Here is a 20,346-nt window from a genome sequence, read left to right as displayed (position 1 = left end):
GCATCATGGCATGGCGTTCGCCGCTTGTGGTTTTACTGGGCATGGCCTTCGCGACAGCCCTGCCGGCCCGGTCGGAGGAATTGGCGGCCCACCCCGTCGTGGTCGAGCTGTTCACCAGCCAGGGCTGTTCGTCCTGCCCACCGGCGGATGCCAATCTCATCGAGGTGAGTGGGCGGGCCGATGTGCTGGCCCTGAGCTTCGGCGTCACCTATTGGGATTACCTGGGCTGGGAAGATACCTTCGCGCGGAAGGAGTTCACGCAGCGGCAGATGGTCTATGAACGGCCGCTCGGCCATCCCGGCGCCTTCACGCCGCAGATCGTGGTGAATGGCCGCCGGGATGTGATCGGCCATGATCTTGGCGAATTGCAGGCGCTGATCGACGCGGAAGCGGTGTTGCGCGGCGCGGAGGCACCACCGCCGATCCAGCGCGACGGCGACCGGCTCGAGATCGGCGCGGGCGCTGCGCCAATGCTGCCGGCAGATATCTGGCTGGTGCGCTATGATCCGCGCATCACCGAGGTCCCGGTGGCGCGGGGTGAGAACCGGCGGCGCGTGCTGCCGATCAAGAACAGCGTCCGGGAACTCATCCGGCTAGGCGGGTGGAACGGTGATGCCGTGGCGCTCGACCTGCCGCCGGTACCCGACGGGCTGGCCAGCGCTGTCCTCGTCCAACTGCCGCTGGGCGGCGAGATCCTGGCGGCGGCGAAGCTGTAATCGCTTAACTGCTCAAGATTGTGGCGCTTTCCTGCCACGCCCCGACTGAGCTTTCACGTGACCCGACTCCCCGATTCTGCTAGAGGCCGTGGGGTCGAAAACGATTGGCTGAAGGCGTCGCGCATCATGGCGGCAAACGAGATCAAGATCAGTGTGCAGAAATTCCCACCACCGCTGCCACTCCTCTGGGCGTTCCTACCAGCCGGCACCGAAGCAGCGGAGCGGCTGCACAAAATCCACTACCGAGCCATTTGGCACAGCCTCGGCTTCTTCGGCACCATCGAGATGGTGCTATTGCTGCTGCTGTGGCCGGCCCTGCTGGCGCCGCGGGTGATCGACTTGACTAGGCGCAACGCCGCCATGGTGAGGGCGCGAACCGGCAAGGGTATTATCCGGCAGATGGCCGAGCAGGCCTGGCTCGCCGCGCGCTTCGGCTTTCGCCCGCAGGCCTATTACGTCATGGAATTCTTCCTGCCCGAACGGCGGCGACTGGCTGGTGACTACATCCATCGCTTCGTCGTCAAGGACGGGCTCTATCGTCGCCTGAAAGCGGATGGGACCACTTCGCCCATGACCGGCAAGGACGGATTCACCAGCTACTGCCAGGCACGCGGCCTGCCCGTCTCGGCGACGGAATTGTCCTTGTCGGACGGGCGCATCGAGGGGACAGGACGAGCCGCTCTGCCGCCGCGTGATCTCTTCGTCAAGCGCACGCGCGGTCGCGGCGGTACGCGCGCCGAACTGTGGCACTATCGCGATGGTCTCTATCACCGCGCCGATGGCGCAAGTCTGGATGAAAGCAGGCTGCTTGCGCGTCTCATTGACCTGTCGCGCCGCGAGCCCTACATGGTTCAGGTCCGGCTGATCAACCATGCGGACATCGCCGACCTGTCACCAGGTGCGCTGGCCACCGTGCGCCTCGTCACCATGATCGACGAGAAAGGCGGTTTTGAAGCGGTGCGGGCCGTGTTCCGCATGGGTCAGAGTTCCGCCAGCATCGTCGATAATTTCCATTCCGGCTGCATCGCGGCACCGATCGACCTCGTCACCGGTGAGCTGGGCAGGGCAACCGATTTCGGCCTGGCGCCCAGCGTCGGCTGGCTAGACCAGCATCCTGAAACGGGTGCCCGCATTCCCGGGCGCAGGCTGCCGCAATGGGACGAGGTCGTGGCGCTGGCACAGCGCGCCCATGCGCATTTCGCCGACCGGATCGTCGTCGGCTGGGACATCGCCATCACCACGGACGGGCTGCTGATCGTCGAAGGCAATGCGGCGCCCGATGTGGACAATATCCAGCGCCCGCATCAGGGGCCGCTCGGCCAGTCGCGCTATGCCGAGTTGATGTACTGGCATCTCCAGCGCATGGAACTGGACTAAACGCGGCGTTCGGGCCGAGTCTATCGCGGACTAGGTGAGGCCCTTGCGCTCCTTCCAGGCGGCGGACATGTCACGCAGGAACGCCAGATCGACATGGTGTGCGTAACATTCGGCAAGGCGCCCGATACCGGCCGGCAAATCGTGAGTACGTTGGATCATGTCGCAGCCGGATTGAACATTGCCTTCGATGATGCGCGGACCCTGATCCGTAATCGCCACATCCCAGCCAACCGTGATGCGGTCGGGAAAGGCAGCATGCGCCCGGCACACGAGGTCGATCGTCTCGCGCCATTGCGGCAGGATGCGTCCTTTGATCTCGGCGCCGGTGAGTGGATGCTTGTCGTACCATACGCATGGCTGAGCCGTGCCCGCATCCGAGGCCGGCCCCAGTTCGCCGGTCGTCATATCGACGCGCGAAACGATACCGCCCTTGTGAAAGTTGTCGACAATTGCTTCCGGCTTGGTTGAGGATTTGAACACCGCATGCGTGGCTTCGAAGCCACCGGTTTCGTTCCGGATACTCATGATGCGGCAGGAGGTGAGGACGTTGACGGCCAGATCCCGCAATTCAGGATGCGCGAGCATGGCGCCCTGCACCAGCATTGCCTTGCCAGCGGCTAGCGTAACGATGTGGACCAAGAGTTCCGTGGCATCACGCGTGATGCCATTCTGGTCCAGATAGCGGCCGTCTGCCTGCCGCAGCCAACGTTCGCAACCGCGCCCGCCACGCCCCTTCAGCGGCTTGATGAGCAAAGGGTGTCAGCCTTTCCAGATTGCCATCGCTGTGAACGACAAGGTAGGTCGGCATGGTCGCGATGTCATTCTTCTGGCATTGCCGAAAGAACGCGGCCTTGTCATTTAGGATGCGCCGGGTCGGTCGCTCAATGCGTGATTCCAGAAATGTATGCAGGCCACCTTTGAACTCGTAGCGCGCAATGTAGCTGCCGGCATGGCGCAGCCGCTCTGGTCGGAACAATTCGAAGACGTAGTATTTCCTAGGCGAAATCGAGTATCGGAGAGCGACGGAGAACTGTTCTGTCACCTGACGCAGCTTCCCCTTTCCGGTCGCCGCGCGTACCCGGTCGCCGAGCTTGCGGGTATGTTTCCACGACAGATAGGCAAAGGGAATCGGCCACAACAGCCCGTAGAGCAGGGTCCGGCCAAGAACCTGGCGCCCGTGCATTTTCCAGACATAGCGCGCATAACTACTGTGGATGATGTCCGCCGGCGTGGTCGGAACCTTCAGCAAGGGCAGGATCAGCTTATAGGGCGAACAGAAGGGCAAACGCAGATAGGCCATGCGGTCCGGCCCTCAACGTAGAACAGTCTGAAGGAAAGCCATCACCTAGCCTCCGCCATGGTGGCTCGGATGCCAAGACTGAGCAGCGTCACGTCGCTGCCAGGGACGATCAAGTGGTAGCCGCGATCAGCCATATCCTTTGCCACCTTGCCATTGATGGCTGTGCTGCCGAGGAGTTTGCCGCTGCGCTGGATCGCCTGTTCGGCACGCTCGATCTCCGCGCGCACGAAGGGATCTGAAAATTCGTTGAGCTTGCCGAGGCTGGCGGAAAGATCGCGTGGACCGATGAAGATCATGTCGATGCCGTCGACAGCGGCGATTTCCGCGATGTGATCGATGGCGGCGGCGTTCTCCACCTGCACAATGACAAATACCTTGTCGGCCGCGCTGGCGTAGTAGCCGGGATTGAAGCCGTAATCCATGGCCCGCATGCCGCCGAAGGCACCACGCTTGCCGCGTGGTGGATAGCGGCAGGCAGCGACGACTTGGCGCGCTTCCTCCGCATCGCTGACATTGGGAACCATGATGCCGTCGACGCCCGCGTCGAGGACGCGCTTGATGTAGATGGGATCGTGACTTGGAACGCGCAGAATGCCCGCGCAATCGCTGCCTTTGACGGCGCGCAGCTGGGCGATGGCGTCGCCGATATTGCCCTGGCCGTGCTCATGGTCGATCAGGATGAAGTCGAAACCACCAAAGGCGAGGATTTCGGCGACATCAGCCGAATTGGTTAAGAGCCATGCGCCAAGACAGGCGCTGCCAGCCAGCATTTTCCGCCTGAGCGGGTTGGCATCCGGCATTCTCAATTTCCCCCTGCCTGCAGCCGACGGCGGCGCCGCGGCCGAAAGCTCTGAAAAACGTCTATATTTCAATGGCATTGGCGATGATTTCGAATCACCGCCAATGCCGTGGCCGCTTTTCAATAGCTTTCCTTACAGGAAGCTGACAAGGGGTTTTCTTACTGGAAGCTTACATAATCGTTAACTCGTGGCCGGGATACCTCACATCGACTTTTCGCAATTGACCATCCAGGGGATGCCGTAGCGGTCGGTGAGCATGCCGAAACGGTGGGCCCAGAAGGTCTCCTCCATCGGCATGGTGATCTGGCCGCCGGCGCTGAGCTCGCCATAGATGCGCTCGGCCTCTTCCGGTGTCTCGACCACGGTCGAGACCATCATGCCCTTGGTATCGACCTGGCAGTCGGCCGTGGCGTCGGAGGCCATCAGCACCTGATCGCCCATCATGATGCGGGCATGCATGATGAGATCGGGTTTCACGCCCGGCATCTGGTCGCCTGGCGCTAGGTCGCTGTTCTTCATCATCATGACAACCTGGCCACGCAAGGTCTTGGCATAGAATTCCATGGCCTCCTTGCACTGGCCGTTGAAGGTCAGATAGGGGTTGAGCTTCATCATCGTCTCCATCGGGTTACGTTGGGTGGGTTGTTGCTGCCGGATGGCAGCTGAGAGAATGAAATTCATCGCGGCTGGGCTAAGGGAGCGAATCAGGCGCTGACGATCACCTTGAATCCGCCATAGCCCATGCGCTTGAAATCGAAGGGCATCTTGTTCATGTCCATCCCGGCCAGGCGCGGATCGGCCATCACCTTGGCATTGACCTTGTCGCGATGGGCGCGGGACTTGTAGACAATCCAGGAAAAGATCACGGTTTCGCCGGGCCTGGTCTTGATGACGCGCGGAAAGGGCAGGCCCATTTTGGTGTCGAGCTGGTCGCCCACGCATTCGCACACCGCGAGCGCGCCATGTTCGCGCCAGATCTTCGCCGCCTTGCGCGCCAGATTGCGATAGGCCGTCAAGTTCTTCTTCGGCACGGGCAACAGGAATCCGTCGACATAGTGCATCGTTTCCTCCGATTCATTGAGCGCGGCCACGCGCGTCCTGATCGGAGCCCTGCCGCAGTTACTTCCGGTTCTTGTGTAAAAGGTTGATATCAACCTATTGACCACTTGTCAAACCTTCGCGCTGTGACAAAAGTCGGGTATCGTCGCGGTTCGCGATGCCCCATTTCCGGAGCCAAGCATGACGGAGATTCTGCTCTTTCCCCTGACCCTGGCCGCGGCCCTGGGTGCCGGCCTCATCGGCGGGGTCTTCTTCGCGTTCTCGAGCTTCGTGATGCGGGCGCTGGGGCAACGGCCGGCGCCGGAAGCCATCGCCGCCATGCAAGCGATCAACATCGTGGTGATCAACCCGCTGTTCCTGGGCGTCTTCATGGGAACGGCGGTGCTGGCGGCGGCGGTGGCAATCCTGGGCTGGTTCGGCATTGCCACCGGCGGCGTCGGCTACCTGACTTGCGCCAGCGCACTCTATCTCGTCGGCACGTTCGGGGTGACCATGATCGGCAATGTCCCGCTCAACAACGCGCTGGCCGCCATGCAGCCGGAGAGTGCCGAGGCCGCGGCGCTCTGGGTCCGCTATCTCCGGCAATGGCTGCTGTGGAACCATGTCCGCATGCTGGCAGCAACACTCGCCAGCGCCGGATTCATCCTGGCGATGCGTGGTGGGGCCCCCGCCTAATTCTGCAGGTGGCGCAGCTTGTCGGGATTGCGCACGACATAGATGGTGCTGATCCTGCCATCCTCGAGGACGAAGGCCATGGTCTGCAGCGTGCCATCCTGCTCGCGCGTGACGAAACCGGGCAGGCCGTCGATTTCGCCGTCATAGAGCAGCTGCGGGCTGTCATAGCCCGAATAATGCGTGAAGGCTTCGAACAATCTCAGCACCTTGTCGCGCCCGATGATCGGTTTGCGGGCCGCCGTCTTCTTGCCGCCGCCATCGGCATAGACGATCACGTCCTCGGCCAGCAATTGCTGCAGTCCCGCCATGTCGCCGTGCCGCGCGGCGGCGAAGAAGGCGTTGGCGATGTTGCGCCCCTGCTCAGGAGAGACGGGAAAGCGCGGCCGGGCGGCGCGCACATGGCTGCGGGCGCGGCTTGCCAATTGGCGGCAGGCGGCGGGGTCGCGCTCGATCGCCGCCGCCACCTCATCGAATTCCATGCCGAACACATCATGGAGCAGGAAGGCCGCGCGCTCCAGCGGCGACAGACGCTCAAGGATGGTCATCAGGGCGAAGGTCAGATCGTCGGCATCGGCCTCGGCCACCACCTCGACCACGGGTTCGGGCAGCCAGGGACCGATATAGGTCTCGCGCTGCACCCGGGCGGATTTCAGGTGATCGAGGCAGAGCCTGGTCACCACCTTGGAGAGGAAGGCCTGGTCGTTCAAGACTGCGGCACGGTCCGCCTGGTGCCAGCGCAGATAGGCTTCCTGGACCATGTCCTCGGCCTCCGCCACCGAGCCCAGCATCCGGTAGGCGATGCGGACCAGCCGCGCCCGGTGCGGCGCGAAGGTGGCGGCGGAGTCGAGCTGCTCGGTCATGATTTCGGATGCGGTGTCTGGAAGGCGACGTTGACCCGGTTCCAGGCATTGATGGTGGTGATCGCCAAGGTGAGTTTCACCTGTTCCTCCGGCGTGAACTGCGCCTGCAGGGCCTGGAAATCAGCGTCCGACACGGGCGCATGGTTGATCCCGGTCACGGCCTCGGTCCAGGCCAGGGCAGCGCGCTCGCGCTCACTATAAAGCGGCGATTCGCGCCAGGCACTCAGCAAATAGAGGCGCATTTCGGTTTCGCCCTGGGCGCGGGCGTCGCGGGTGTGCATGTGGAGACAGAAGGCGCAGCCATTGATCTGGGAAGCGCGGGTCTTCACCAATTCCAGAAGGCTGTGTTCCAGGCCGCATTTTTCCACATGCTCGCTGAGGTCCAACAGGGCCTGCATGGTCTTGGGCGCTGCGTGAAAGGCGTTGAGGCGGGCTTTCATGATCTTTTCCTGCGTTTATGGCGTTACGCAGATATGACGAGCGGGCCCTGGTCGGTGTGACACGGCGCCCGAAAGAAATTCAGCGCGCCCGGCGGAAGGTGAGATTGAGGCGCTGCTCGCCCAGCAGCGGATGCGATCCCGGCTTCAGGGGCGCGATGCCGTGATAACGCAGGCGCGACGGCCCACCCCAGACCACAATATCACCATGGGCAAGGGGGATGCGCTGGGCCTTGTCGGCGCGCGCCAATCCGCCCCACAGGAAGGTGGCGGGCAGCCCCAGCGAGACCGACACGATCGGTTGGGTAAAATCGCCCTCGTCCTTGTCCTGGTGGAGGGTGAGCCTGGTGCCGGGAAGATAGCGGTTGATCAGGCAGACATCGGACCGAAAGTCGGAGAAACCGGCGGCGGCAGCGGCACGCCGGGCGAGGTCGAGAAAGAGCGGCGGCAGGGGTGGCCAGGGGCGCCCGTTTTCGGGATCGACCGGGTCATAGCGGTAGCCCCTGCGGTCCGACACCCAGCCATAACCCCCACAATTGGTCATGGCGACCGACATGCGGAAGCCGCCCGGCGTCACCAGATGGCGAAAGGGTGCAGCCGCCGCAACGGCCGTGATGGCGGCGAGCAGGTCCGGCGCCGCATCCAGAGCAAAGCCGCGCAGCAACAGCGCGCCCTCGGCAAGCGTTTCAGTGGGTGGGGCGAAAAGATCCAGGGTCATGATGCGGCGTGAAAGATGATCCCCAGCATGTGGTGCTGTCCAGTGACGAGAGCGGCGGCAACAACGATGACTTATGGGGTCCAGGAACCCGGCACCCGTTTTTGGGTTCACATACCGGACCGATCAGCGTCCCATCAGGGAGGGTGTCATGCGCTGGATTGCCGCCGTTATCCTTACCGTATTGTGGTTGATCCTGATCGCCATCGGGTTTGTGGCCCTGCCGGCCGCCGCCGGCGACCGCGTCGCGCTCGCCCCCGCGATCTGGGCCGACTATCAGATTTACTTGAAGAATTTGGGTGCCAACGAAGCCTATTACGCGGTGACACCCGACGGGCTCGGCGGGGCGCCATCCGGCTGCAGCCTCATCAAATGCCTGCCGGGTCCCAGCGGTGGCACGGGCGTCAGCGAAGCCGAGGCGATCAAGCGCTGCGAGGATGTTTCGCCACCCAGCCGCAACTGCATCATTTTTGCCAAGGGCGCCGAGATCGTGGTCGATTACGAGATGCGCGCCTATTGAGGATCAGGGGGTGAGCGTGGGAGCGGTGTTGGGGGTTCGCGCGGCCTCCGCCTCGGCCTGTTCCGCCAGCATCTCCTGATTGACGAGCGGCAGCATCTCGCCCAGCCAAAGGGAGTGGGTGAGATGATCGGCTCGCTCGCGCCCGGTATTGGGATGGATCAGCACGGCAAGCCCGTGGCGGTTGATCATCAGCCAAGGCACCAGTTGTGCGAACGTCGCCACGTCGAAACTGATCTGATACATGGCGCGCGTGTGGGGTCCCACCAGCCGGTCATGGACGCGCCCCAAAGACACACTGAAGCGCTCGGCGATCCGCTCGCGCAAGGCCAGCGCGATGGCCCGCTGGTCCGGCCCATCGAAATAGATATGGGCGTGGTAGCTGGCGATCTCGGCGATGGGATGGAGATCCACGGCAGCCTCAGCGCCCCGCCACGGCCACGGCGACACCAGCCATGACGCCGCCGGTGGCGCGGTTGACCAGCTTCATCTGCCGGGGCGACGCCACAAAACGGCGCGCCCGAGCCGCCAGCAGCGCATAGCCCATCATGATCGCGGTGAGGATGACTGCCATCAGCAGGCAAAGTTCCAGGATGGCGAGGCCGGTCATGTTTTCGAGCGCCACCACCTGGGGCAGGATGGCGAGGAAGAACACCATCGTCTTCGGATTGCCAAGGGTCATGGAAAGGCCGCCAACCGCAAGCCGCAGGCCTTCGCCCTTCACATAGACCTGTTCCTCCGGCGAAGTGGCGGGCGCCCGCCACAGTTTCCAGGCGAGGAACAGCAGATAGGCGGCACCCGCATATTTGATGACGGTGAAGACCAGGTAGAAATTCTGCGCCAGCACGGCAAGTCCGCTCACCACCAGGCCGAACCACAGGAGATCGCCGCACACCATGCCGAGGATGAAAGGCAGGGTGCGCCTGTGGCCGGTCGCCATGGCGCGGGCGATGACCGCGGCGACACCGGGGCCGGGTGTCACGACCGCCAGGGCATAGATGCCGGCGAAGATCAGCAGGGCCATGGGGGTCATGGGAATTGGCTCCGAGGATGAGGTCCTTGGGGGTGGGATCCTTGTGGCGCTGTTCTAGAACAAATCGACGGCGGTGGCGACCCCCTCCCCGCCGGAACCCCATCACACATAGGCGGTTGATTGCGCTAGGATGGGGGCAATGCGAACGGTGGATGACAAGCGGGGAATGACCGACACGATCAAGGTAATCAGCTGGAATCTCTGGCATCGCGGGGGCGCCGTGGTGGGCGACCTCGTCGCCCTCATCGAAGCGGAACGGCCGGATCTCCTCCTGATGCAGGAAGCCAAGCAGCCGCTGGAGGCGCTGCCGCATTTCGTCGGCGGCACGTTCCACTGGCAAGGGATGCAGCGGCGGGTCTATGGGCTCGCTTTCTGGTCGCCCCATGACCTGGGCGAGGCGCATTCCATTCCCCTGCCCGTCTCGCCCTTGCCGCTGCGGGTGCCGCCGCGTCTCGCGCAATTGCTGAAATTCGACGGCATCTCCTTTGCCAATGTGCATTTGTCGCACGGCCAGATGCTGAACCGGCGGCAATTGCTCACCATTGCGCAAGCAACCAGCGGCCCCACGGTCATCATCGGTGACTGCAATGCCGTCGGGCGCATCATCCTGCCGGACTTCACCGAGGTGGGACCGCTCGATCCCACGCACAAATTGCGCACCCGGCTGGATCGCTGCATGGTGCGTGAATTGGCCTGCAGCCAGGCGCGCGTGCTGGCGCGCGGCCCCTCGGATCACCATCCGATCGAAGTGCATCTCAGGCGCAGCTGATCAGAGATAGGGCAGAAAGAGGCGCGCGGCGCGGTCGCGCAGTCGGATGAGGAAGGGACGCTGCTTCAACCGCTTCAGGGTAAAGGCACGGCCTTTCTTGCGCTCGACCTCCGCCTCGATTTCCCGGGCAAAGGCCTTGTCGTAGATTTCGAGGTTGATTTCGAAATTGAGCCGCATGCTGCGCACGTCCCAATTGGCGCTGCCGACCAGGGACCAGTTTCCATCGATGGTGAAGAGCTTCGAATGTTCGAACGGTTTGGGCGCGCGCCAGATATGGCCGCCGGCCTGCAGGAAGGGTTCGACATGAGCCCGCGTCGCCCAATCGATGAAGGCATGGTCGGAATCGGCCGGCACCACCACTTCGACAGCGACACCGCGCATGGCAGCGAGAGAGAGGGCGGTGATCAATCGGTCTTCGGGCAGGAAATAGGGGGTCACCACCTTGATCGACTGGCGCGCGCAACCGATCGCCTGCAGGAACATGAACTCGATCTTGTCGATGTCCTGATCGGGTCCGGAGGTGATGATGCGTGCATCGGCACGACCTGCCGGCGTCAGCGGCGGAAACCAGATATTGCCGCGCAGCTCTTCGCCGGTGGTGAAGATCCAGTCGGCGGCGAACGCCTCCATGATCTGGGCCACGACCGGACCCTTCACTTCGAAATGCTCGTCGCGGACCGGGTGTGATGGCTTCTCCTTCAGCAGATTGCCGCTGCTGATATTGATGCCGCCGAGGAAGGCGACCTTGCCGTCCACCACCAGGATCTTCTTGTGGCTGCGCAGGTTGAGGAAGGCCATGTGCCAGGGCACGAAGGAATGCATGAAGCGCGCGACGTTGATGCCTTCGCGGCGCAGCCTAGCAAAGGCCGGGGCGCGGATGTAGCCGCTGCCAACACCGTCCAGAATGACGCGGATTTCGACCTTGCGCGCCTCGGCCGCGACCAGCGCCTCGATGAATTGCCGGCCGGCCGCATCGTCCTCGAAGATGTAGCTGGAGAGCGCGACGCTGACCTTGGCCCGGCTGATCGCCGCCAGCATGGCGGGATAGGCTTCGTCGCCATTGCGCAGCAGCTTGATGGCGTTGCCGGCCTGGGTCGGGCGGCGCGTGATCCTGCCCACGGCGATCTGCAGCGGTGCGAGATAGTCCTCTCTCGCAGCGCCTTCTTCATAGACATGCTGATGAAGCGCGCGGCGACGGCGCAGGATGCGGGTGGCCTTGCGCTGCACGCGGTTGACGCCGAACAGCGCATAGAGAACGCTGCCGATCACCGGCGACAGCCAGGCGAGGCCCATCCAGCCGGCTGCGGACCGCACATCGCGCTTGTAGATGAGCACATGGAAGGTCACGGCAATGGCCGAGAGCACGTGCAGGATCGTCAGCCATTCGGTGGCGAGAAAGGAGAGGCTCTCGTTCATCGGAACCAGGCTGGATGCCGCGCGGCAAGCCAATTGATGAAGCGGTGTGTGTAGCGGCGCAGGATGGGCATGTCGACGGACAACAGCAGAAATGCGAGGGGCAGCATCCACAGACCGAGCACCGGCAGGAAGCCCAGCAACCCACCGGGAATGAGGCAGATCGCCACCGGCAAACGCACCCAGCGCGCGCGTGGTTGGCGAATGAACCGCGCTGCGTTCGCCGCCCAATCCGGCAAACGCGCGATCAGCTTCTCGATATTTTTTTCCGCCAGATTTTCTGCCGATTGGGCATCTTCGTCCAACCGTGGCGATGGGCTGCCGGATCGGGCGGGCAGTGGATCAGTCATCAGGCTGGAACATCCTTGTCTTGCTGCGAGCATAACGGGGTGCCATCCGATCGGTTCCGGCGGACGATTTTCCGGACCCTGTTGCAGTTTGGCAGAAATATATTAGATATGCCCTCGCCCGCGTTAAGGTCGTTAAGTGATGTCATGCCCGATGAGGAACAGCCATCGCCTTGTTTCGTCTACATTCTAGGGTGCCAAACCGCGCGTGGCTACCGAACCTATGTGGGTTGGACGCTGTATCTGGACCGGCGGCTGGCGCAACATAATAACGGAACTGGGGCCAAGTCGACTCGTGGCGGCGCTTGGACATTGCTCTATAGTGAGCAATATGCGACACGGCGGGAAGCAATGAGCCGGGAATGGTACCTGAAGCGTGACCGGCAGTTCCGGCGCAGCGTCCGGCCAAAAGAAGAAGACTGAATTCGGTTGTTGGGGGTGGAGAAAAATCATGATGGACACTGTCGAAGCTTATGACACGGCTGCCGCCGAACTGGTCGCGCGCTATCGCGACAGCGCGTTGCAGATCGCCAAGAGCCGCGTCGCGCAATTCGAAGGTGCGGGCGATTGGAAAATGCATCGCCGGTCACTCATGGTCCTCACCGCCGTCGAGCGCCTGATCGAACAGCCGCGCTGACGTGCGCAGCATTGCGCCGATCGAAACCGAGCGCCTCATCATCCGCAATTGGGAAGACCGCGACCGCCTGCCCTATGCCGCCTTCCTCGCCGATCCGATCTCACGCAGATTTTTCCGCAGTGTGATCGATGCCGAAACAGCCAGCCGCTGGATCGATGGCTATATCGAGGAACTGGCGGAAACCGGATTCGGCTGGCGCGCCGTTGAACGGAAATCAGATGGCGCGCTGATCGGCGATGCCGGCATCGGCCTCGTCGACGAACCCTCCCGCGCCGTGATGCGCGGCGCACCCCTGGTCGAAGCCGGCTGGACCATCGGCCGGGATTTCTGGGGCCAGGGCTATGCCACGGAAGCCGCCGCCGGGTGCCTTGCCCGGGCCTGGGCGGAACATGACGTGGAAGAGATCGTGGCAGCGGCCCATGTCGAGAACACCGCCTCGCACCGGGTCATGGAAAAGCTCGGCATGCAGCGCGACCCGGACGGCGATTTCCAGGACCCCCGCTTTGCCGAGGGGCACTGGCTGCGGCCGCATCTCCTCTACCGGCTCAACCGACCTTAACGGCGGCGGAAGACGACGCTGAGGTTGTTGGCTGGCATTTCGGTGATGCTGGGGGCCGAAAACCCCAGGGATTCCGCCAGATCGGCGACCTTTTCCAGGTCCCGCACCCCCCAGGCAGGGTTTTGCGCCCGCAACTGGTCGTCGAATGCCTGATTGCTGTCCGCCGTCTGCCGGCCGCCACGCTTATAGGGGCCGTAGAGGTAAAGCGGGGCGCCGGACCGCAAGAGGGCGGCAGCGCCCGCCAGCAGCCCTTCCGCGGCCGCCCAGGGGGCGATGTGGATCATGTTGATGCACAGGATGGCGTCGGCCGTCTCGATCGGCCAGGGTCGCTCGGTCGCATCCAGCCTGAGCGGCGGCAGGATGTTGGCGACGCCGCTCGACCCCACCCAGGCCGCGACACTCTCCAGGCTTTCAGCCATCGGGTCGCTCGGCTGGAAAGTGAGGTCGGGCAGATGGCGGGCAAAATGGATGACATGCTCGCCGCTGCCGCTTGCTACTTCGAGCACGGTGCCCGTGGTGGGCAGGACATCGCGCAGGACGGCAAGGATGGCATCGCGGTTGCGTTGCGTGGCGGGGGCGTAGCGCCTGGGATCGCCGGTCATCCGCCGCGCCTTTCCGTGGTGGCGATGCGGGCACCCGCCGTCAGGGTGCGGTGCACCGGGCAGCGTTCCGCGATCTCGATCAAACGCGCGCGCTGCGCCTCATCGAGGTCACCCGCCAAGGTGATCTCGCGGGTGAAGAGGTCCGGCGGCGACTGCTCCTTGTCCTTCTCATGATCGATGCTGGTGCGGATCTGGTTGACCGACCAGCCCTTCTGTTCAGCATACATGCGCAAAGTCATGGTGGTGCAGGCACCAAGCGCAGAAGCCAGCAGGTCGAAGGGCGATGGGCCGGAGCCGAGCCCACCCACCGAGACCGGCTCATCGGCGATGAAGCGTGTCGTGCCGGCCTTGACCACAACCTGATATTTGCCGCCGCCGGTTTCCTCGACCACGATGCGGTCGTCGGGAATCTCGGCGGCAAGTTCCTGGTCGGACCCCAGATAGCGCGAGGCCCAGGCGGCAATGACATCGGCGGCGTAGGCCGCGTCGCTGGGGCGCGTCAGCAGGTGATCGGCATCGGCCAGCGAGACATAGCTTTTGGGGTGTTTTGCTGCCTGGAAGATGGCGCCGGCGTGCTCGACGCCCACAGTCTGGTCGGTCGGCGAATGCAGGACCAGCAGCGCGCGCTTGAGATCGGCGATGCGGGCACCCTGGTCATGTTGCCGGAGATCGTCGATGAAGGAGCGGCGCATATTGAAAGGCCGCCCGCCGAGATCGACTTTGGCCTCGCCATGTTCCATCAAAGTGGCGAGGCCCTCGCCGAATTGCTGGGTGACATGCTGCACGTCGAACGGGGCCGCCAGCACCGCCACGGCGGTGACACTGTCGATATCGCCGGCGGCGGCCAGCACGGCGGCGCCACCGAGACTATGACCGATGAGCAGTTTGGGCGGCATGCCGGCCGCTGTCATCTGTGCGGCGGCAGCCACCAGGTCACGGACATTGCCGCTGAAGGTGCTGTCGGCGAACTCCCCTTCGCTGTCGCCAAGGCCGGTGAAGTCGAAGCGCAGCACGCCGATGCCGCGCTGGGTGAGGGCGCGGGCGATGCGCACCGCGGCGATCGAGTTCTTCGTGCAGGTGAAGCAATGCGCAAAGAGCGCATAAGCGCGCGGCGAGCCTTGCGGCAAATCGAGGCGCCCAGACAGTTGATGCCCATCGGCGCTTTTGAAATCAAAGGGCTCGGTCGCCATCGGCAAACTCCTTGTCAGCTTCCGCGCAGGATGGCGGCGGCCGCTTGCGCCGCGACCTCGCATCCCAGCACCAGATCATCATCGCCGGTATCTTCGCCAAAGTCATGGCTGATGCCGCCGATGCTGGGGACGAACAGCAGGGCGGCCGGCATCACCCTGGCAATCACCTGGGCATCGTGGCCGGCGCCGCTGGGCATATGCAGCCATTTGCCGGGTGCCAGTGCCTGCGCCGCGTCGGCCAGATGCTGCTGCAGGGCGCCGTCCATGGCGACCGGATCGGCCGGCAGGTCATGTTCGTCGAGGGTCACCCGCACGGGGCCGGCGGCATCGACCGCACGGACCAGATCGGCCAAGGCGGCTTCCATCCGCGCAAGGCGCACGGGATCGCCGTCGCGGAATTGCAGCAGGAATTCCGCCCGGCCGGGGATGACGCTGAGCGAGCCGGGATCGAGCGAGATGCGGCCGATGGTCCAGACCGTGTCGGCATCGGCCAGCGCGCGGAAGGCGGCATCAAGGCGCGGCACGAAATCAATGAGCGCCGCGCCGGCGTCGCGGCGGATCGCCATCGGCGTGGTGCCGGCATGGTTGCGGGCGCCGGTGAAACTCACGCGCATTTCGCGGATGCCGACGATGGTGGTGACGACCCCGAGCGACTTGCCGGCAGATTCGAGCCGGCCGCCCTGTTCGATATGCGGCTCCAGATAGGCGACATGGCGGTCGGGATCGAAGGTGACGCGCGGCCGCTCGGCATAGCCGGCGCGCGTGAGTGCCGCGGAAAGGCTTTCACCTTCTGCGTTGCCGGCGCTGGCGATGAGGTCGTCGACCGGCTCGCCCGCGAAACTGCGGCTGCCGAGATAGCCGGCATAGGTCCCCTCCTCATCCATCCAGGCGGCGACATCGATGGCGAGGCCCCTGGTGGCTGGATCTTCGCGGAGGGCGCGCGCGATTTCGAGCCCGCAGATGACGCCGTAAGCGCCGTCGAGCCAGCCGCCGCTCGGCTGCGTATCGGTGTGGGAGCCGATGAGAAGCGCCTTACCGGATTGGCGGGCGCGACCATAAACGGTGCCGACACCATCGATCGCGGCATCGAGCCCGGCATCGCTCATGCGATCCGCCAGCCATTGGCGGGCAGCCAGGTCAACCGGTGACAGAGCAAGGCGCACAACGCCCGTGCCGGTGGCCCCGAATGCGCGCAGGCGCCGGAGATCGTCCAGCAGCCGCTGGCCGTTGACCCGCGGCATCAGGCCAGCACGCGCTGCATCTGCGCGCGGCGCAGCAACAGCCACAGGGCGACGGCCATATTGGCCAGGTTCCAGGCGATGCCGTTGAGGAAGGCCGCGTCATAGGAGCCGGTGAGATCGTAGATGGCGCCCGATAGCCAGCCGCCCAGCGCCATGCCGACCACGGTTGCCATCAGGACCATGCTGACGCGCATGCCGGCCTGACGCGCCGGGAAATAGTCGCGCACGATGAGGGCATAGCTCGGCACGATGCCACCTTGGCTGAGGCCGAACAGGGCCGAGACGATGTAGAGCGAGGTCAGCCCGTCGAAGGGCAGATAGAAGATGAGTGCCAAACATTGCAGGGTGGAACCAAGGATGAGCGTCCCCAGGCCGCCGATACGATCGGCGATGAGACCGGAGGCAAGCCGGCTGACGACACCCATGAACAGCATGATGGAGAGCATCTCGGCACCACGCGCGGCGCCATAGCCGAGATCGCCGCAATAGGCGATCATATGCACCTGCGGCATCGACATGGCGACGCAGCAGGCGATGCCGGCGAACAGCAGCAGGCCCTGGAGATAGGGCGGCGTGGTGCTGGGCAAGGCGCTGGCGGGCGTATCGGCGGAGAGAGCCGGCGCGGGCTCGATATGCGGGCGGCGGCGCAACAGCAGCACCAGTGGCAGCATGGTCACCACGCAGACGACACCGATGCCGGCATAGGCATGGCGCCAGCCGAAGCTGGTGATCGCCTGCTGCAGCAAGGGCGGCCAGATGGCGCCGGCCAGATAATTGCCGCTGGCGACGATGGCGATGGCGATGCCGCGCTTGCGCTGGAACCAGAGCGAGACATCGGCGACCAGCGGGCCGAAGGTCGCGGAACTGCCCAGCATGCCGATGAGGAGCGCCTGGGCGATGATGAACTGCCAATAGGTTTGCGCGAAGGACGCGGCCACGAATCCGATGCCAAGGACGCAGGTGCCAAGGAGCAGCGGGACCATGATACCGCGGCGGTCGGCAAGGCGCCCCATCATCACCCCGCCGGCGGCAAAGCCGATCATGGTGGCGGTATAGGGTAGCGACGCGCCACCACGGCCGACGCCGAATTCGAGCTCGATGGTCGGCAGGATCACCACCGCCGACCACAGGCCGATGCCGCCGATGGTGGCGATGGCGAGGGCGGCCAGCAGGCGCAGCCAGGCATAGCGGCTGTCCGGCGCCTCGATCGCACGCGCGCCTCTTGGATGGTTCATAGGTTTTCTTCCCTGACTTATTGCTGCTCTTGGTAGCGGAATGGGCCCGAGCCGACAATTCCCGCTGCGGCATGCCTGTCATGTGAGGCGGGCAGCCTTCCAAACCGACCTGGCAACTGGGCGCCGGGCACGCGATCGGCTAGAAGGGCCTATCAGTCTTTGCTTCTTGGAGAAGTTCATCGTGAAGATCGTCGTCCTGGGCAGCGGTGTCATCGGTGTCGCCACGGCCTATTTCCTGGCCCGCGACGGGCATGAGGTGGTGGTGCTCGACCGCCAGGCGGGGCCGGCCCTCGAGACCAGCTTTGCCAATGCCGGCGAAGTTTCGCCCGGCTATTCGGCGCCTTGGGCTGCACCCGGCATTCCGCTGAAGGCGCTGAAATGGCTGTTCATGCGGCACCGGCCGCTGGTGATCTGGCCCAAGCTCGACCCCGCCATGTGGCTGTGGGGCCTGCGGATGCTGCGCAACTGCACCGCCGCACGCTATGCGCACAATAAGGGCCTGATGCTGCCCATCGCCAGCTACAGCCGCGCGGTGCTGGCGGCTTTGCGCGCCGAAACCAACATCCAGTATGACGCGCGCATGCAGGGGACCCTGCAGCTCTTCCGCCTCTCGAAGCAGATGGACGGCATCGAGTCCGACACGCGGGTGCTGAAAGCGACCGGGATTCCCTATGAAGTGTTGGATGTCGAGGGCTGCCTGAAAGTCGAGCCGGGCCTGAAGCATGTGCGCGAGAAGTTCGTCGGCGGATTGCGGCTGCCGCAGGACGAGACCGGCGATTGCTTCAAGTTCACCAACGCGCTGCGCAGCCTCGCCGAAGCTGCGGGGGCACAGTTCCGCTACGATGTCACGATCAATGGCATGATGCGCGAGGGCGACCGGATCAGCGGCGTCACCACGGCAAGCGGCACCGTCACGGGCGATACCTATGTCGTGGCGCTGGGCAGCTATTCGCCGCTGCTGTTGGCGCCGCTGGGCTTGAAGCTGCCAATCTATCCGGTGAAGGGCTATTCGCTGACATTGCCGGTGACGTCGGATGAGGGCGCGCCACAATCCACGGTGATGGATGAGACGCACAAGGTCGCCATCACGCGGCTGGGTGATCGTATCCGGGTGGGCGGGACGGCGGAACTCGCCGGCTACAATCTCACCTTGCGCGAAGGTCGGCGCGGAACGCTGACGCATGTGGTGAGCGACCTGTTCCCGCAGGGTGGTGACGCGTCACGCGCCGAATTCTGGTGCGGCCTGCGGCCAATGACGCCGGACGGGCCGCCGATCATCGGCCGCACGCGCTTTGCCAATCTCTATCTCAACACCGGCCACGGGACCCTGGGCTGGACCATGGCCTGTGGTTCCGGCCGCGTCGTGGCGGATATGATCGCCGGCCGCAAGCCCGAGATCGATGTGAGCGGCCTGGGGCTTGAGCGGTACCGGTGACGGCAGCCCCTCCCCAGCAAGGAGAGGGGCAAGCCGCTTACGCAGCCCGGTAGGGCATGGCGCCGAGATAATCCTTCTTGCCGACATCGACCCCGTTATGGCGCAGGATCGCGTAGGCGGTGGTGAGGTGGAAGTAGAAGTTCGGCACCACGTGCTGAATGAGGAATTCCTCGCCCGACAGGGTCTTGCCTTCCCAGCGCGGCTGCGAGATGCGGCGCGTGGCGGACTCGGCAAAGTCGGCCTCGGTCAGCTTGCGCAGGATCTCGATCGTGCTGGCGATGCGCGCCTTCGCCTCGGCCAGGGTCTTCTCCGTGTCGGGGAAGGACGGCGTGGTTGCTTCCTTGCCCGTCAGGCGCGCGGCGCCGAGATTGGCGGTATCGCAGGCGATCTGGATCTGGCGCAGCAGGTTGAACTGATCGGGGGCGAGGCGCGCGTTCAAGAGCACCTCCATGTCGATCTTCTTCGGCTCGGCAAAGGCTGCGGCCTTGTCGAGGATGGCGCTGAGATTGCCCAGCATCTTGGTGAATTGCGAAACGACGATCTTATGCATCATGGCTGGTTCCCTCTTTCCGGGTTTGGCGGTGGCTGAATGGCGGCAGAGATACCCTATTCGCAGACGGCTGGCGGCATAAATCGACCAAGGCTATGTTATGTTGGTATCGGCTAATCCTCATGCCCGGCAGGGAGATGTCGTCATGCGCGATCTTTGCAGAACCTTCGGGGTTGCACTGCTGCTTGGCGCCTGTGCCGCACTGCTCGGTTGCAGCCAGACGCCGCCCCCGCCAACCCCCAAGGCGGAGCTTTACCGGGTCGGGGGTGCCACATTTGACTTTGCCGGCGCCGAGGTGTTGCAGATCTGGCCGGTGTTGCCGTTTGAGACGCCACCAAACCTGGCCCGCGTGGCCCTGCAGATGCAGCCGGGCAGGCTGATCGCCGGTTTTCCTAAGGCTGCCGGCAGTGTCGTTCAGATCGATGTCCTGGCACCGGAAAGCAATCCGGCGGCGGATCGTCCCCTGATCGTCAACTTCGCCGACTGGCCGGGACGCGAGGCCCGCATTGCCGGCACAGAGTATCACTATGATCCGCGCTCCAAGCTGCTACCCGACGGTGGCCGCGCGGTCTATGTCCGGCGCAATGTCGCGGAGGCGGGACTGGAGGCACTGGAGCCGGCGCAGCCGGACGAGACCGCCCCCATCTTCTACCTGCGGCGGTCCGGCAAGATCGTCGACACATCGATCGATTGCCGCACCGACGTGCCGCCCTCGACCGGCACCGGCAGCTATTGCTCACTGCGCCGGCAGATCGGGCGGGATTACGGCTACCGGGTGCTGTTCCGCCGCGACCTGCTGCCGCACTGGGCGACAATCGATGCGGCGGCGCGCGATTATCTGGCCCGGGCCGCGGCCCGCGGCGGCAGTTGACAGGCCAT

General features: G+C 64.2%; 27 protein-coding genes. 10 read left to right on the top strand and 17 right to left on the bottom strand.

All coding sequences use genetic code 11. The features are described from left to right. The first annotated feature begins 5 nt into the window (after positions 1–5). Positions 6–716 carry a DUF1223 domain-containing protein gene (locus IPK59_16295; protein ID MBK8160259.1) on the top strand — a complete coding sequence of 237 codons (711 nt, stop codon included), beginning with the start codon at positions 6–8 and terminating at the stop codon, positions 714–716. A 126-nt stretch (positions 717–842) separates the two neighbouring features. Further along, positions 843–2,093, top strand: coding sequence for a hypothetical protein (locus IPK59_16290; GenBank protein MBK8160258.1), 1,251 nt, complete (start codon positions 843–845; stop codon positions 2,091–2,093). A 30-nt stretch (positions 2,094–2,123) separates the two neighbouring features. Here IPK59_16290 and IPK59_16285 read toward each other — a convergent pair whose 3' ends face one another. The 5 genes from IPK59_16285 to IPK59_16265 form a co-directional block, all read right to left on the bottom strand. Then, the gene (locus IPK59_16285) at positions 2,124–2,846 is read right to left on the bottom strand and encodes a hypothetical protein (GenBank protein ID MBK8160257.1); all 723 of its coding nucleotides are present in this window, start codon (positions 2,844–2,846) and stop codon (positions 2,124–2,126) included. After that, positions 2,746–3,342: a hypothetical protein gene (locus IPK59_16280; GenBank protein MBK8160256.1), complete on the bottom strand. Its 597-nt coding sequence runs from the start codon at positions 3,340–3,342 to the stop codon at positions 2,746–2,748. The genes IPK59_16285 and IPK59_16280 overlap by 101 nt, the downstream gene beginning before the upstream one ends. 92 nt (positions 3,343–3,434) lie before the next feature. Further along, complete coding sequence (locus IPK59_16275) at positions 3,435–4,193, bottom strand: hypothetical protein (GenBank protein MBK8160255.1); 759 nt, start codon at positions 4,191–4,193, stop codon at positions 3,435–3,437. Between the two features lie 201 nt (positions 4,194–4,394). Beyond that, positions 4,395–4,805 carry a VOC family protein gene (locus tag IPK59_16270; protein ID MBK8160254.1) on the bottom strand — a complete coding sequence of 137 codons (411 nt, stop codon included), beginning with the start codon at positions 4,803–4,805 and terminating at the stop codon, positions 4,395–4,397. Positions 4,806–4,897: 92 nt separating this feature from the next. Further along, complete coding sequence (locus IPK59_16265) at positions 4,898–5,254, bottom strand: DUF1428 domain-containing protein (protein ID MBK8160253.1); 357 nt, start codon at positions 5,252–5,254, stop codon at positions 4,898–4,900. A 178-nt stretch (positions 5,255–5,432) separates the two neighbouring features. On the opposite strand from IPK59_16265, the gene IPK59_16260 reads away from it, so the two are divergent. After that, positions 5,433–5,927 carry a DUF1772 domain-containing protein gene (locus IPK59_16260; protein ID MBK8160252.1) on the top strand — a complete coding sequence of 165 codons (495 nt, stop codon included), beginning with the start codon at positions 5,433–5,435 and terminating at the stop codon, positions 5,925–5,927. Here the strand turns inward: IPK59_16260 and IPK59_16255 are convergent. The 3 genes from IPK59_16255 to alkB form a co-directional block, all read right to left on the bottom strand. Then, a complete protein-coding gene (locus IPK59_16255) occupies positions 5,924–6,787 on the bottom strand; it encodes a sigma-70 family RNA polymerase sigma factor (GenBank protein ID MBK8160251.1) in 864 nt (287 codons plus the stop codon). The two genes, IPK59_16260 and IPK59_16255, sit on opposite strands and share 4 nt — an antisense overlap. After that, the gene (locus IPK59_16250) at positions 6,784–7,227 is read right to left on the bottom strand and encodes a carboxymuconolactone decarboxylase family protein (protein ID MBK8160250.1); all 444 of its coding nucleotides are present in this window, start codon (positions 7,225–7,227) and stop codon (positions 6,784–6,786) included. Before IPK59_16250 ends, IPK59_16255 begins: the two co-directional genes overlap by 4 nt. A gap of 79 nt (positions 7,228–7,306) precedes the next feature. Further along, entirely contained in the window at positions 7,307–7,942 is a 636-nt protein-coding gene (gene alkB / locus IPK59_16245) for a DNA oxidative demethylase AlkB (protein ID MBK8160249.1), read from the bottom strand. Between the two features lie 148 nt (positions 7,943–8,090). On the opposite strand from alkB, the gene IPK59_16240 reads away from it, so the two are divergent. Further along, entirely contained in the window at positions 8,091–8,459 is a 369-nt protein-coding gene (locus IPK59_16240) for a hypothetical protein (GenBank protein MBK8160248.1), read from the top strand. A gap of 3 nt (positions 8,460–8,462) precedes the next feature. Here the strand turns inward: IPK59_16240 and IPK59_16235 are convergent, their stop codons facing one another. After that, positions 8,463–8,870, bottom strand: a complete 408-nt coding sequence (locus IPK59_16235; protein MBK8160247.1) for a DOPA 4,5-dioxygenase family protein — start codon at positions 8,868–8,870, stop codon at positions 8,463–8,465. Positions 8,871–8,877: 7 nt separating this feature from the next. Then, the gene (locus IPK59_16230) at positions 8,878–9,495 is read right to left on the bottom strand and encodes a LysE family translocator (protein ID MBK8160246.1); all 618 of its coding nucleotides are present in this window, start codon (positions 9,493–9,495) and stop codon (positions 8,878–8,880) included. 172 nt (positions 9,496–9,667) lie between these two features. Here IPK59_16230 and IPK59_16225 point away from each other — a divergent pair, with 172 nt between their 5' ends. Next, positions 9,668–10,258 (top strand): endonuclease/exonuclease/phosphatase family protein, encoded by a 591-nt coding sequence (locus IPK59_16225; protein MBK8160245.1) that lies wholly within the window; start codon positions 9,668–9,670, stop codon positions 10,256–10,258. On the opposite strand, the gene cls is transcribed toward IPK59_16225, so the two are convergent. Both cls and IPK59_16215 read right to left on the bottom strand, forming a co-directional pair. Next, the gene (gene cls / locus IPK59_16220; GenBank protein MBK8160244.1) at positions 10,259–11,674 is read right to left on the bottom strand and encodes a cardiolipin synthase; all 1,416 of its coding nucleotides are present in this window, start codon (positions 11,672–11,674) and stop codon (positions 10,259–10,261) included. Next, positions 11,671–11,976, bottom strand: coding sequence for a hypothetical protein (locus IPK59_16215; GenBank protein ID MBK8160243.1), 306 nt, complete (start codon positions 11,974–11,976; stop codon positions 11,671–11,673). The genes cls and IPK59_16215 overlap by 4 nt, the downstream gene beginning before the upstream one ends. Before the next feature lie 189 nt (positions 11,977–12,165). Here IPK59_16215 and IPK59_16210 point away from each other — a divergent pair, with 189 nt between their 5' ends. Genes IPK59_16210 through IPK59_16200 form a run of 3 tightly spaced genes read left to right on the top strand, consistent with a single transcriptional unit; the run spans position 12,166 to position 13,214 of the window. Further along, entirely contained in the window at positions 12,166–12,441 is a 276-nt protein-coding gene (locus IPK59_16210; protein ID MBK8160242.1) for a GIY-YIG nuclease family protein, read from the top strand. 28 nt (positions 12,442–12,469) lie between these two features. Next, positions 12,470–12,655 (top strand): hypothetical protein, encoded by a 186-nt coding sequence (locus tag IPK59_16205; GenBank protein MBK8160241.1) that lies wholly within the window; start codon positions 12,470–12,472, stop codon positions 12,653–12,655. Between the two features lies 1 nt (position 12,656). Beyond that, complete coding sequence (locus tag IPK59_16200) at positions 12,657–13,214, top strand: GNAT family N-acetyltransferase (GenBank protein ID MBK8160240.1); 558 nt, start codon at positions 12,657–12,659, stop codon at positions 13,212–13,214. Here IPK59_16200 and IPK59_16195 read toward each other — a convergent pair. From IPK59_16195 to IPK59_16180, 4 genes are read right to left on the bottom strand one after another with little or no spacing between them, the layout of a single operon-like run. Further along, positions 13,211–13,816, bottom strand: a complete 606-nt coding sequence (locus IPK59_16195; GenBank protein MBK8160239.1) for a DUF938 domain-containing protein — start codon at positions 13,814–13,816, stop codon at positions 13,211–13,213. The genes IPK59_16200 and IPK59_16195 overlap by 4 nt on opposite strands. Then, a complete protein-coding gene (locus tag IPK59_16190) occupies positions 13,813–15,006 on the bottom strand; it encodes an OsmC family protein (protein MBK8160238.1) in 1,194 nt (397 codons plus the stop codon). The genes IPK59_16195 and IPK59_16190 overlap by 4 nt, the downstream gene beginning before the upstream one ends. A 14-nt stretch (positions 15,007–15,020) precedes the next feature. Beyond that, a complete protein-coding gene (locus IPK59_16185) occupies positions 15,021–16,247 on the bottom strand; it encodes a Zn-dependent hydrolase (GenBank protein ID MBK8160237.1) in 1,227 nt (408 codons plus the stop codon). Beyond that, complete coding sequence (locus IPK59_16180; GenBank protein ID MBK8160236.1) at positions 16,247–17,482, bottom strand: MFS transporter; 1,236 nt, start codon at positions 17,480–17,482, stop codon at positions 16,247–16,249. The genes IPK59_16185 and IPK59_16180 overlap by 1 nt, the downstream gene beginning before the upstream one ends. Positions 17,483–17,663: 181 nt before the next feature. Here IPK59_16180 and IPK59_16175 point away from each other — a divergent pair, with 181 nt between their 5' ends. Next, a complete protein-coding gene (locus IPK59_16175; GenBank protein MBK8160235.1) occupies positions 17,664–18,917 on the top strand; it encodes a D-amino acid dehydrogenase in 1,254 nt (417 codons plus the stop codon). A gap of 37 nt (positions 18,918–18,954) precedes the next feature. On the opposite strand, the gene IPK59_16170 is transcribed toward IPK59_16175, so the two are convergent. Further along, positions 18,955–19,470 carry a DUF1993 domain-containing protein gene (locus IPK59_16170; protein MBK8160234.1) on the bottom strand — a complete coding sequence of 172 codons (516 nt, stop codon included), beginning with the start codon at positions 19,468–19,470 and terminating at the stop codon, positions 18,955–18,957. A 142-nt stretch (positions 19,471–19,612) separates the two neighbouring features. Between IPK59_16170 and IPK59_16165 the strand changes: the two genes are divergently transcribed. Continuing rightward, entirely contained in the window at positions 19,613–20,338 is a 726-nt protein-coding gene (locus IPK59_16165) for a hypothetical protein (GenBank protein MBK8160233.1), read from the top strand. The last annotated feature ends 8 nt before the right edge of the window (positions 20,339–20,346 follow it).

This window comes from Rhodospirillaceae bacterium, from assembly GCA_016712715.1.
In the GTDB taxonomy this organism is placed as follows: Bacteria; Pseudomonadota; Alphaproteobacteria; order Dongiales; family Dongiaceae; genus Dongia.
This window is presented reverse-complemented; position numbering and strand designations above follow the sequence as displayed.